Source organism: Streptomyces sp. CNT360 (assembly GCF_000424785.1).
Window position 1 is genome coordinate 39,085 of record NZ_AUKO01000001.1, and the last position, 12,463, is coordinate 51,547.

General features: G+C 71.8%; 13 protein-coding genes and 1 pseudogene. All 14 read right to left on the reverse strand.

From position 1 onward, the window contains the following. Positions 1-155 precede the first annotated feature (155 nt). A complete protein-coding gene (gene dprA, locus H297_RS0100155; RefSeq protein WP_486589395.1) occupies positions 156-1,331 on the reverse strand; it encodes a DNA-processing protein DprA in 1,176 nt (391 codons plus the stop codon). Between the two features lie 350 nt (positions 1,332-1,681). Then, complete coding sequence (locus H297_RS0100160) at positions 1,682-3,298, reverse strand: YifB family Mg chelatase-like AAA ATPase (RefSeq protein WP_027735388.1); 1,617 nt, start codon at positions 3,296-3,298, stop codon at positions 1,682-1,684. After that, positions 3,298-3,666, reverse strand: a pseudogene (locus tag H297_RS42465) (YraN family protein); the annotation flags it as partial. The gene H297_RS0100160 and the pseudogene H297_RS42465, both read right to left, overlap by 1 nt. Before the next feature lie 569 nt (positions 3,667-4,235). Further along, entirely contained in the window at positions 4,236-4,559 is a 324-nt protein-coding gene (locus H297_RS0100175; protein ID WP_027735391.1) for a DUF2469 domain-containing protein, read from the reverse strand. Between the two features lie 39 nt (positions 4,560-4,598). Next, the gene (lepB, locus tag H297_RS0100180; protein WP_027735392.1) at positions 4,599-5,336 is read right to left on the reverse strand and encodes a signal peptidase I; all 738 of its coding nucleotides are present in this window, start codon (positions 5,334-5,336) and stop codon (positions 4,599-4,601) included. 71 nt (positions 5,337-5,407) lie between these two features. After that, positions 5,408-6,559, reverse strand: a complete 1,152-nt coding sequence (gene lepB / locus H297_RS33670) for a signal peptidase I (RefSeq protein WP_106959539.1) — start codon at positions 6,557-6,559, stop codon at positions 5,408-5,410. Beyond that, positions 6,453-7,694, reverse strand: a complete 1,242-nt coding sequence (gene lepB / locus H297_RS40945; protein ID WP_051351372.1) for a signal peptidase I — start codon at positions 7,692-7,694, stop codon at positions 6,453-6,455. The genes lepB (H297_RS33670) and lepB (H297_RS40945) overlap by 107 nt, the downstream gene beginning before the upstream one ends. A gap of 145 nt (positions 7,695-7,839) precedes the next feature. Next, a complete protein-coding gene (gene lepB, locus H297_RS0100195) occupies positions 7,840-8,553 on the reverse strand; it encodes a signal peptidase I (RefSeq protein WP_078513640.1) in 714 nt (237 codons plus the stop codon). A gap of 44 nt (positions 8,554-8,597) precedes the next feature. Beyond that, positions 8,598-8,948, reverse strand: a complete 351-nt coding sequence (gene rplS / locus H297_RS0100200) for a 50S ribosomal protein L19 (RefSeq protein WP_027735394.1) — start codon at positions 8,946-8,948, stop codon at positions 8,598-8,600. A 197-nt stretch (positions 8,949-9,145) separates the two neighbouring features. Then, complete coding sequence (gene trmD / locus H297_RS0100205) at positions 9,146-9,958, reverse strand: tRNA (guanosine(37)-N1)-methyltransferase TrmD (RefSeq protein ID WP_027735395.1); 813 nt, start codon at positions 9,956-9,958, stop codon at positions 9,146-9,148. Next, positions 9,955-10,563 carry a ribosome maturation factor RimM gene (gene rimM / locus H297_RS33680; RefSeq protein WP_051351373.1) on the reverse strand — a complete coding sequence of 203 codons (609 nt, stop codon included), beginning with the start codon at positions 10,561-10,563 and terminating at the stop codon, positions 9,955-9,957. The genes trmD and rimM overlap by 4 nt, the downstream gene beginning before the upstream one ends. A gap of 196 nt (positions 10,564-10,759) precedes the next feature. Continuing rightward, complete coding sequence (locus H297_RS0100215; RefSeq protein ID WP_027735396.1) at positions 10,760-10,999, reverse strand: RNA-binding protein; 240 nt, start codon at positions 10,997-10,999, stop codon at positions 10,760-10,762. A 2-nt stretch (positions 11,000-11,001) separates the two neighbouring features. Next, the gene (gene rpsP / locus H297_RS0100220) at positions 11,002-11,460 is read right to left on the reverse strand and encodes a 30S ribosomal protein S16 (protein ID WP_027735397.1); all 459 of its coding nucleotides are present in this window, start codon (positions 11,458-11,460) and stop codon (positions 11,002-11,004) included. 255 nt (positions 11,461-11,715) lie between these two features. After that, complete coding sequence (locus H297_RS0100225) at positions 11,716-12,375, reverse strand: hypothetical protein (protein WP_199787117.1); 660 nt, start codon at positions 12,373-12,375, stop codon at positions 11,716-11,718. Positions 12,376-12,463: the final 88 nt, after the last annotated feature.

Here is a 12,463-nt window from a genome sequence, read left to right on the forward strand (position 1 = left end):
TTCCATTCCGCGAGCGCTGCGGGGGCCGTGTGACGGGCGCGGTACGGATGACCGGGCACGGGCCGGGGCACGGGGCCCCACGGGGCCCGTACCACCCCGGCGAAGGCACACAGCTCAGCTTTTCACCCGATAGCCCCAGGTCAAGGACCGCCCCATCACTCGAAGGAGTGCCCCTTGCGGGAGGGAGTCAACTGCCAGATTTCACCGTCCCGTTGGACGAAACCGAGGGCTCGCAGCTCATGAAGCCGGGCAAGGACCACGTCGACCGGGACACCGGCGGAGCACGCGATGCGGGCCGGGTCGGCAGTACCACGCCCCGGGACCGCCTCCAGCACCCGGGAAGCGCTGGGGCTGAGCGCGTCCCGCGGCACGGCGGGCCCGCGGCGCTGCGGTGCCAGCTCTCCCATGGCGCCGACGAGTTCCACCACTTCGGCGGCATCCGTGACCACCGTTGCCTCCCCCCGCAGCAGTTCGTGCACGCCCTGGGAGAGCCCCGAGGTGACGGGGCCGGGCATTCCCATGACATGACGCCCCAGTGCGGCGGCTCGCCGTGCGGTGACCAGTGCCCCGCTGCGGACCGCCGCCTCGATGACAACGGTCCCCCGCGTGAGCGCCGCGATCACGCGGTTGCGAAGGACGAACCTGGAGCGGGTCGGGTGGTCCCCCGGCGGGAGTTCCGCCAGGAGGATCCCGCGGTGGCCCAGCGCGCGGATCAGTTCCTGGTTACCGGGTGGGTAGGCCACGTCGACGCCGCACGCCAGCACGCCGAGGGTGGGCCCGCGCACGGCGAGCGCACCCCGGTGCGCTGCGGCGTCGATGCCGTACGCCGCACCGGAGACGACCGTCCAGCCCCGCTCGGCGAGCCCCGCGGCGAGCACCGCGGCGCAGTGCGCACCGTATTCGGTGCAGGCCCGGGCTCCGACGACGGCGACCGAGCGCAGCGCCCACACCCGCAGTGAAGGCACACCGTCGACCCAGAGGCCGAGGGGCTTGGCATGACCCAAGTCGTCGAGCTGGCGGGGCCATTCACCGTCCCCGGGGCAGATGAACCGGCCACCGAGCCGTTCGATGGCGGCGAGGTCCGCGTCCGGCCGGACAGCGGCAGCTCGCAGCTTCAGGCCCGCCCAGCGCTGTTCGCGTGCGCCGTCGAGCGGTGGCCCGTCACCGCGCACAGCCGCCACGACAGCGCATGCGCCGAGGTCGGCGACCCACCGGCCCACCAGTTCGTCGCCCGGTTCGGCGATCCGTGTCAGAGCGGCGCGGGCCAGCCGTTCCGGCCAGTCCGCGGGGCCACCGTCCGCGGGGACATCAGGGGGCCGGGTTTCGCGCAGCCCCGCCGAGGCCGGTGCGGACAGCAGTGGCCCGCCTGGTGGCGAGGCCGCCGGTGGTGGCCCCGCCGGTGGGCCGGGCGGCGGCCCCGCCGGGGACGAGGCGACCGATGACGGGGCGGTCAGCGGCGGTCCGGTCAGCGGCGGCACCGTCGGGAACGGGCCGTCGGATGGCGCACCAGCGGGAGCCGATTCCACTTCCTGCCGTCCCCCGGCCCGCGGTGCGCCGTCGGTCGAGCTCGCCGGTGCGGCGGCTCCTGATGGGGCGGTGCAAGCCGATGCACCCGAAGGCGCCTGCGGAGCCGAGGCGGCCGGAGAAGTCGAAGGGGTCAGCGGGCGAGCGGTGTCGGGGGTCATGCGGGCACCTCCGGCACGAAGGCACCGCGCCGGACGCCGGTCCGCAGCTCCAGCGCGTAGTTGACGTGGTCGCGGGTGGGCCTGTCGTGGCCGGACAGGTCGGCGACGGTCCAGGCCACCCGGAGCACCCGGTCGAGACCGCGAGCAGTGAGTATGCCGCGCTCCAGGTCGCACTCCGCATCGTGCAGCGCTCCTGGACCGGCAGGGTGGCGGGTACGCAGTTCGTGGCCGGGGACTTCGCTGTTGGTCTTCCATGGAGTACCCGCGTAGCGCCTGGCGGCGCGTTCCCGGGCTTCCCGTACGCGGACCGCCACCGTGGCGGTCGATTCCGCGTTCCCGTTGGCGGCCACCAGTTCGGAGCGGGCCAGCGGCTCGACCAGGACGCGGAGATCCACCCGGTCCAGCAGTGGTCCGGAGAGCCGGGCGCGATACCTGCGTACCGAGGCGGGCCCGCACTCGCACTCGGTTCCCGTACCGCCGTGCCGCCCGCACGGGCACGGGTTCGCGGCCAGGGCCAGGAGGAAGCGGGCCGGCATACGCATCATCCCGGCCGTCCGAGCCACGACCACGTGTCCCGACTCCAGCGGTTGACGCATCGCGTCGAGGACCCGGGCGCTGCACTCCGCCGCCTCGTCCAGGAAGAGGACTCCGTTGTGGGCGAGCGAGACGGCGCCCGGGCGGGGCAGTCCCGAACCCCCGCCCACCAGGGCAGCCATGGTCGCGGAATGGTGCGGGGCGCAGTACGGCGGCCGCGCGACCAGGGGCTGGCCGGGAGGCAGCGCCCCCGCGACCGAGTGCACGGCCGTCACCTCCAGCGACTCCTTGCGGCTGAGCGGCGGCAGCAGGCCCGGCAGTCGTTCGGCCAGCATGGTCTTGCCTGCGCCCGGGGGACCCTTGAAGAAGATGTGGTGACGGCCTGCCGCCGCGATTTCCAAGGCCCGGCGCGCACGGTGCTGCCCGGTGACCTCCGCGAGATCGACGGGCCGGTCCTCACTCAGCAACCCGGTCAGTCCGGGGGCCGCGGCGGGGAGCCCGGCGAGGCCGGGTCGGGCGGCTTCGGGTGGGCCGTCCTCCGCGTGCTCGGGTTCGTCGGGGACGGGTTCGTCGTTGAGCACCGCGATGAGCTGACGCAGACTGCGCACCCCCACCACGGAGACGTCCGGGACGAGTGCGGCCTCGGGCGCCGTGTGTTCGGGCACCACCACCTGCCGGTACCCGGCGTCGGCCGCCGCCAGCACCGCGGGAAGGACGCCCCGCACCGGCAGCACCCGGCCGTCGAGCCCCAACTCGCCGATCATGACGACTCCGGCGATCTGACGGGGGTCGATCCGCTCGGCGGCGGCGAGTACGGCGCACGCCACCGCGATGTCGAAACCGCTGCCGCCCTTGGGCACGGAGGCAGGGCTGAGGCCCACGGTGAGTTTCTTCTGCGGCCAGGCGACACCGGAGTTGACCACGGCCGCCCGCACCCTGTCCCTGCTTTCGGTCAGGCTCTTGTCCGGAAGCCCCACGAGGGTGAAGGCGGCGACGCCGGGCTCCAGGTCGGCCTGGACCTCGACCGGTACGCCCTCGACACCGACCAGCGCCACCGCGCATGTACGGGCGAACCCCATCAGCCCACCCCGCGAACGTGCTGGACGACCGGTGCGCCCCGGTCCGGCAGGACGACGCCGACCAGGTCGATGCGGACCCCGCCCGTCGGCGGGCGGCCGTAGCGGGCGACCCAGCATTCGGAGAGCCAGCGCGCCGCCAGGCGGCGCAGCCGAGCCGTCTTCGTGGGCGGCAAGCTCTCCATCGGGTGCTGGAAGGGGACGGCCCTGCGGGTCTTGACCTCGCAGATCACCACGGCATCGCCGTCCCGCGCGATCAGGTCGATCTCGCCTTCCCGACAGCGCCAGTTGCGCTCCAGGACGACCATTCCCGCCTCGCGCAGGCGCCGGGTCGCGACGTCCTCCCCGTACCGGCCGAGGGCTCCCCTCGCCGTCCGGGCGGGCTCACGCGCCGCCTGGACCCGGCCCGCCTGTTTCCGGCCCGCTCGTTTCCGGCCGTCGGGGCGTGCTCCGACGGTTCGGGCGGCTCCATCGCCACCCCGCCGTCGCTCCGGACTCGACGCACCGTCGCGCTGTGCAGCAGGGGTCGGCGTGCCCCTACTCGGCGTAGCAGGATGCCGCGGCTCCGGTTGTTCCGCTTCGGGACGCTGGGTGCGCGAGCTGTCGCGGCGCCCGTCGGTGCGGTCGGGCCCCTCGTGGGCGGGCGGTGCCGCTCCCGGCCCGCCCCGCTCCCTCGGCTCCCAGGACTCCCTCGGCCCCCTCGACCGCTTCGGGCCACACACGCTCTGGCTCGCCGTGCGTGCACTCCGCGCTGTGCTGGTCTGCATGTGAACCACCTCCGACACCGACTGTCGCGGCATCGGAGGTGAGCTGGGGATCTTGCTCTGTTTCTGTGGAGAACCCGGCGCTTGTGGACAAGTCCGTCACTCACACGAGCGAAAAACGCGAGGGGCAGCGAGTAGAAGGCTGCGAGCGGACCCGAAGGCCGGACGGGGAGGGCTCAGCCCTTGAAGCCCGAGTCCTCCGGCAGGTCCAGCTCGCTCTTGTTGAGCTCCTCGATGTTCACGTCCTTGAACGTGAGAACCCGCACCTGCTTGACGAAGCGGGCCGGCCGGTACATGTCCCAGACCCAGGCATCCGCCATGGAGACCTCGAAGAAGACCTCGCCTTGAACCGAGTGGACCTGCATCTCGTAGTCATTGGTGAGATAGAAACGCCGGTCGGTCTCGATCACGTACTTGAACAGTCCGACGACGTCTCTGTACTCCCTGTAGAGCTTCAGCTCCATCTCGGTCTCGTACTTTTCGAGGTCCTCGGCGCTCATGGCATGTTCCCCTTCAGCCGTGCGTCCCCCTATTGTGCGTCACCCCACGCGACGACGGGCCGACATCGCGCGGCGCCGCGCGATCGGCCCCCAGGCGGCTCCGCCGAGCACCAGGACGGCGCCCACCACCACGGCGGTCAGGGCCTGCGGCAGCGGGCCGCGGTCGGAGGTACCGCCGGGCAGACCGGCGAAGCCGCTCGCCTCCGGCAACATTCCGAACCTGCCGGCGGGCCACGCTATGGCGTCCACACGGGCGGAGACGGTGGAGCGCGGTACGGCTCCGTGGTCACGGTCCTCCAGGTGTACCCGGGAGTCCAGGGAGGCCGAACGGTTGTCGCCCAGCAGGAACAGCTTGTCCCTGGGCACTGTCGTCGACGCGAAGGGCCGCTGCGCATCGTGGCCGCGCGAGCCCAGGTAGGGCTCGTCCACCCCCTTGCCGTCGACGGTGAGGCGCCCGTGCCTGTCGCAGCAGGCCACCTTGTCACCGCCGACGCCGACGACGCGCTTGACCATCGGAACCGAGCCCCACACCGAGTCCTGGAAGACGACGACGTCCCCGCGGTGCACCTCGTCGCCGTCCACCCGCTCGGCCAGCACGCGGGAGCCCGCCTTCACGGTCGGGTCCATGGAGTCGGTCGGCACCGTGTACGGCTGGTAGAGCAGCGCGCCCCAGACGAAACCGCCGAGGAAGAGCACACAGCCGAGAGCCACGGCGATCCCGGACAGTCGGTTGCCCAGGCGACCGCGGCTCTCGTCGGCTCGTTCTGTCCTGCTCACGTGCACTCCCGGGTAGTGGGCCGCGGCCTCGAAGATCTGCGCGGCACCCTACCCAGGGGTACGGGAATCCGTCAGCCCTGGCGCTTCGCAGGCCTGGCCGTGACGACCAACCGCCGCCTGCGCCGCCACAGCACCAGCGGAACCGCGCCGGCAAGGCCGAGCGCACCTGGTGCGGCACCGAGTGTGGCGGGGGCGAAGTCGGTGCCGCGCGCTGCCTGGACGCCCTTCTGGTCGAAGGTCTCGGGCACCGGCAGCGTGCCCCAGCGGTCGATCGGCCAGGCACGGACGATCGCACGGCCCACGACCTGCTTCTCGGGGACGAAACCGCCACCGGGCTGGTCCTGGTGGTAACGGGAGTCGAGCGAGTCCTGACGGTGGTCGCCCATCACCCACAGCTTCCCCTTGGGCACCTTCACCGGGCCGAACGGCTTGTCGTCGCACGGTGTGTTGCCCGGGTAGATGTAGGAGGACTCGTTCAGCGGTGTGCCGTTGACGCGGACCTTGCCGCCCTTCTTGCACTCCACGGTGTCACCGCCGACCGCGATGACGCGCTTGATGAGGTCCTTCTCGTTCGCGGACGGCATCAAGCCGATGAAGCTGAGCGCGGTCTGGACGAAGTTCTCCTCCACCTGGGCCTCGGGCAGCCAGCCGCCCGGATCGTGGAAGACGACGACGTCACCGCGCTCCGGGGTCGACCCGAACCAGGGCGTCAGCTTGTCGACCAGGACCCGGTCCCCGATGCGGAGCGTGTCCTGCATGGAGGCCGAGGGAATGGAGAAGGCCTGCACGAGGAACGTCTTGATGACCAGCGCGAGGACCAGCGCGATGCCGATGAGCATCGGCAGCTCTTTCCAGAAGGAGCGCTGTTGCTTGGCGCCGCCCTTCCCGTCCGTGCCGTCGCCCTTCCCGTCGGCCGCGTGCTTGCCGTGCCTGCCGTCCGGCCCGCCCGCGGCGTTCGGATCCGGCCCGCCGGTCTGATCCATGTGGTCGCTCCAGCCGGTCCGGCCCGCGTGGGCACCCGGCGTCTGCTGCCCGGCGGGAGGCCCGAAGCCGTTCGGCCGGCCTCCCTCGGCTCCTGGTCCTGCTGCCGTCCCGTCGGTCTCGGCGGTCACACCGTCACTCTCTCTTTCCACGGCCGGTGGTCCTGCGTCGTCCGCCCTGCCGTCCGCACCAGAACGTTCGTCCTCCGGGTACCCGGAACCGGACCGTGCGCCGACCGCCAAGTCCCCCACATCCACTCCTCACGCTGCGCGTTCGCCTGTCCTGCCATCGGGCCAGGCCCACCACTCCCATAACGAGCGGAAGTTCCGCAGAGAACGGGAGTTGCGCCACTCGATTCTCCCGGCCTGCGGGCGCCGGCGCCGAGGTACCACCCGCGTCGGGTACCGAAGCGTAGGTCTCCGGCTCCTTGAGCCGTCTCCAGTGGTCGAACGGCCAGGCCACGACCACTGCCCTGCCAACGATCCGGTCCGCCCCGATCGTTCCATGGTCCGGGTCCCGCAAGTGGTAGCGCGAGTCCGCCGAGTTGCCCCGATGGTCGCCCATCACGAACACCCGGCCCCGGGGAACGTTCACCGTGAACGTGATCCGCGAAGGCTTGTTGCCCGGGTGGATGTAGGGCTCGTCCAGGGGCGTGTCGTTCACGGTGACGCGCCCCTTCTTGTCGCAGCAGTGGACGGTGTCTCCCCCGACGGCGACGACACGCTTGATCAGGTCCTGCTCGTCGTCGGAGGGCAGCAGCCCGATGAACGTCAGCAGTTCCTTGCCCTGCTTGATCCCCCAAGGAGGATCCTTCTTCTTGTCCTTCTCGCTCTCCAGCCAGCCGCCGGGGTCCTCGAAGACGACCACGTCACCGCGGTGCGGCTCGGCCCCGAACCAGGGGGTCAGCTTGTCGACCAGTACCCGGTCACCGATCCGGATCGTCTGCTCCATCGAACCGGAGGGGATGACGAACGCCTGGACGAGAAAGGTCTTGAGTACGAGGGCGATGACCAGGGCGACGCCGAGGAGGATGGGTATCTCCTTGGTCGCCGACAACCTGCGGCGGCGTTTGATCCGCTTGGCTGCCCGCCTGCGGTCGGCCCGTCCCTGGCCGGGGCGCCGCAGTGCAAGCGGCTCCTCCTCCGAGGCAGCCGCCGCCTCCGGGCCGGGATCGGGGCCGTACGCCTCTCCGTATCCGGAGTGCTCCGCTCCACGGTCACCGTAGAGGCCGGAGCCGTCATAGGGAGCAGGCCCCGGGTTCGGGCCGGGGCTGCCGTACGGGCCAGGGCCACCGTACGAACCGGAGCCGTCATGCGGGGGCCCGGACCCGTACGTTCCCGATCCGCCGTGCGGCGCCCCGGAATACTGCGGACCCACGCTTCCGTGCGGTTCCGCACCTCCGTACGGTTCGGCACCTCCGTACGGTGAGTTCGCGGGTGGCGTCGGTGCCGGCTGCTGCCAGGGGGACTGCTGCTGCGCTGGGCGGGGGCGCCGGTCGGGGTCGCGGTATCCGCCGCCGGGATCAGTCATTGTTCCCCGCGCCCGCGGGGACCGACCCGATGCGGCCCAGCGGCCAGCCGACCCACTCGGCCCGCCCGATCACGCGGTCCGCGGGAACGGTGCCGCCCCCCGGGTCTCCCAGGTGGTCACGGGAGTCGCTGGATTGCGAGCGGTGGTCCCCCATCACCCACAGGCGCCCCTTTGGCACCCGGGTTTCGAAGGGCACGGCGGAAGGCGCGTCGCCGGGGTGCAGATAGTCCTCGTTCACGGGCCGACCGTTCACCTCGATCCTCCCCCGCCTGTCGCAGCAGCGCACGACGTCGCCGCCGACTCCGATGACGCGCTTGACGTAGTCCGTCTCGGCCGGCCGCACCAGCCCGGTCGCCGCGCCGGCTTCGCGCAAGGTGGTGGTGACCGGGTTCCCGTCCGCATCCGCCTCGCCGGAGAACGAGTCGGTGCCGTCGAAGACGACGATGTCCCCGTGCCGCGGACCGCCGCCGAGCCGATAGGCCAGCTTGTTCACCAGCACCCGGTCCCCGACGCGCAGGGTCGGGTTCATCGAGGAACTCGGGATCAGAAAAGGTTGCATGACGAATGCGTTCGTCAGCAAGAGCGCACCCAGCACGATCCCGGCGTAGAGGGCCGGACGCACGAAGCGCGACCTGCCCTCGGCTTCCTCCAGGGAAGCGGAGGAGCGGTCGCGCTCCGGTTCGTCGTGCTGTTCCTCGGTGTCCATCGGGCGGAAGCCTAACCGGCGCCCTGAACACCCAGGACGCGAGATCAGTTCTCGCGCTTCTCCTTGATCTTGGCGGCCTTGCCGCGCAGATCACGCAGGTAGTACAGCTTGGCGCGGCGGACATCACCGCGGGTCACGACCTCGATCTTCTCGACGATCGGGGTGTGCACCGGGAAGGTGCGCTCGACGCCCACGCTGAAGCTGACCTTGCGGACGGTGAAGGTCTCCCGCACGCCCGCGCCCTGGCGGCGGATGCAGACGCCCTTGAACTGCTGGACACGGGAGCGGTTGCCCTCGATGACGCGCACGTGCACGTTGACCGTGTCGCCGGGGCGGAAGGCCGGAACGTCCGTGCGCAGGGACGCGGAGTCGACGCTGTCGAGAAGGTGGGACATGTCCGTCTGCTTTCCTCGCTGATGCCACAGGTCATCAGCGGCATAGTGTGATCTGGTCGAAGAGCCGCCGCTGTCGGTGGGCGTCGGTCCCCCTGTGGCAGGGTCGCCGCACCGGACGGGAGGCAGCGGCCCATTCTTCCACGGGCGCCCCCTCCGGCCCAAATCGAGCGCCCGCCCGAACCGGACCGCCGCCCTGGTCAGCCGTCGTCCGCGGCACGGCGCCAGCGCCCGTCCGCGTCTTGATGCCAGCCGAGTCCCTCCAGCGCCGCCCGGTCGTGCTTGTCCAGGGCCTCCGGGTCGCACCGTTCGATCAGGTCGGGCCGGTGGGCCGCTGTGCGAGCGAACGCCGCGTCCCGGCGCCAGCGGGCGATCCGGCCGTGGTGGCCGCTCAGCAGCACCTCGGGGATGCCGCGTCCACGCCACTCGGGCGGCTTGGTGTAGACGGGGCCCTCCAGCAGGTCGGCCATGGCGCCGGGGGCGAAGGAGTCGTCCTGGTACGAGGCCGCGTTGCCCAGCACGCCGGGCAGCAGCCTGGCGACCGCCTCGACCATGACCAGCACCGGAGCCTCTCCGCCGGCCAGCACGTAGTCGCCGATCGAGACCTCCCGTACGTCGAAACGGTCCCCGTACTCCTCGATCACGCGGCGGTCGATGCCCTCGTACCGGGCGGGCGTGAAGACCAGCCACGGTTTGTCCGCCAGTTCGACGGCCAGCTCCTGCGTGAAGGGCCTGCCACTGGGCGTGGGGACGATCAGAACGGGCTCCCCGTACTCCGGCGCGCCGTCGGCGAGGATCTCGTCGAGGGCGGCTCCCCAGGGCTCGGGCTTCATCACCATGCCGGGGCCGCCGCCGTAGGGGGTGTCGTCGACGGTGTGGTGCCGGTCGTGCGTCCACGCGCGGAGGTCGTGGACGCGGACGTCCAGCACGCCGCGGGCGCGGGCCTTGCCGACCAGCGAGACGTTCAGGGGCTCCAGGTACTCGGGGAAGATCGTGACGACGTCGAGCCTCACCGCGGGTGCTCCCGGTCGGCTCCGTCCTGCCCGGGCCGCTGAGCACTGTGCTGAGCACTCTGCCGCTCCCCGCCCTCCGGGCGCTGCGTCTCCTCCGGCTCGCCGAGCAGGCCCGGCGGCGGGTCGACGACCGCGCGCTGGGCCTCCAGATCGATCTCGGGCACGATCTCGGTGACGAACGGGATCAGCAGTTCACCGCCGTCCGCGCCGCGCACCACGAGCAGGTCCTGCGCTGGCAGGTGCGCGACGCTCTCGATGCGTCCGACGACCTCGCCCGCACGCGTGACCACCTCCAGGTCCTCCAGCTGGTGGTCGTAGAACTCCTCGGGGTCCTCCGGCCGCTCGTCCGGGTCGATCTCGGCGACGAGCAGGGTATTGCGGAGGGCTTCGGCCGCAGTGCGGTCGCCGACCCCCTCGAAGCGCAGCAGCAGCCGACCGCTGTGCACCCGGCCCGTGGCGATGGTCAACGGCCCGGCGGAAGCGGGGTCGGTGGCCAGCACGGCGCCCGGCGCGAGCCGCAGCTCGGGCTCGTCGGTCCTGACCTCGACCGTGACCTCGCCCTTGATGCCGTGGGCGCGGCCGATCCGTGCGACGACTAGCTGCACTGTGCCTTCGTGCCTCTCCGTGCTCGGTACTGACCCGTGCGTCGGGACAGCGGGCGGGACGTGGTGATACGGCAGAACGTGAGGAAGGAGGCGAGGGGCGCGGAGAGCGGCGTGCGGGCGGGAGGGTTCACGCGACAACGGGCCGGGAACGGCGTGGCTGCCGTCCCCGGCCCGTGCCGGTGCTGCATATCGCCCTTCAGTGGACCTGGTCCACGTCGACGAGGTCGACGCGGATGCCACGGCCGCCGAGAGCTCCCACGACGGTGCGCAGAGCGCGTGCGGTGCGACCGCTGCGGCCGATCACCTTGCCGAGGTCGTCGGGGTGCACCCTGACCTCCAGCACGCGCCCGCGACGGAGGTTGCGGGATGCGATCCCCACCTCGTCGGGGTGGTCGACGATGCCCTTCACCAGGTGCTCGAGGGCCTCCTCGAGCATCCTCAGGCCTCGGTCGACTCAGAGGCGGCCGAGGCGCCGGCCGACTCGGGTGCGTCCGCCTTCTTCTCGGCCTTGTCGGCCTTCTTGGCCTTGGGGGTGATGGCCTCACCCTGCGGCTCGTCGGCGGACTCCTTGGCGGCCGCCTCGAAGAGGGCCCGCTTGTCGGCCTTCGGCTCCGGGACCTTCATCGGCTCGGGCGCGGGCAGCCCCTTGAACTTCTGCCAGTCGCCGGTGACCTTGAGGATCGCCTCGACGGGCTCGGTCGGCTGGGCGCCGACGCCGAGCCAGTACTGCACGCGCTCCGAGTCGACCTCGATGCGCGAGGGGTTCTGCACCGGGTGGTACAGGCCGATCTCCTCGATGGCCCGGCCGTCACGGCGGGTGCGGGAGTCGGCGACGATGATGCGGTAGTGAGGCGAACGGATCTTGCCCAGACGCTTCAGCTTGATCTTGACTGCCACGGGTGTGGTGTCTCCTGGTCTTGACGTGGGTGGACACGTCGGGATGCCACGTGGGGTTGCGGCGCCGGGTGTCCGAATGGACGCGTCAGCCGGAGGAGAGAGGGGTCCTGTGCGGCTGTCGAGTTCAGCCGACCATGATGCCACACCGCGCGGCCCCGCAGGAAACCCGCCCCCGGTCCCGTACCATCCCCCGCTGCTCTCCCGCACCCCGCTCCCGCGCTCGGTCCCCGGCCTCCGCGCGGCCCGGCGGCCGGGTCAGCCGACCGGGACCGGCTCCGCGCCCACGGACGCCTCCACCGGGATGCGGAACGGCTTGCCGCAGGCGCCGCACATGATGGGCGCCTGGGCCAGCACCGAGGGCACGACCCGGACGTTGCGCCCGCAGTCGCACACCGCCTTGACGCGGACCCCGCCCCCGGAGGAGCCGTGGCGCGCTGCGGGGCCGCGGAAGCTGCGCCCGCTGTCGGTCTCGGTGGCCGTGCTGTACGCCTTCAGGGCCCGCTGGAGGCGCTCCATGGTGGGGCGGTAGCGGCGCCGCGTGTCGGGAGTGAGGGCCACGAGGGAGAAACCGCTGCTGGGGTGCGGCTCCTCGGGGTGGTCGAGCCCCAGCTCCTCGGCGATCGCCAGGAAACGGCGGTTGTGATAGCGGCCCGCACGGGAGGTGTCCCGGACGCCGCGGGCTGCGGCGATGCCGTGGACTGCCTCGTGCAGCAGCCGTTCGAACGAGAGACCGGTGCCGCATGCGGACGAGGACTCTCCGATGAGGGATTCGGGCGCGGCCAGGTCCGGCAGCTCGGGGTGGTGACGTTGAATGTCGGCCCAGGCGGCTGCCAGCTCGGCGGCGAGAACTGGTGGTGTCGTGCTCACGTCGTTCCCAACGAGCGGGAGCGCCCTGGTGTTCCGATTCCGGGGCAACACAAATATTTTGCACGTACCAGTCAGTCGGCGCCGTTGCGGTGGGAGCGGGGCGGGTGCCCTCAATGGCGGCCAAGCCGTGCACCCG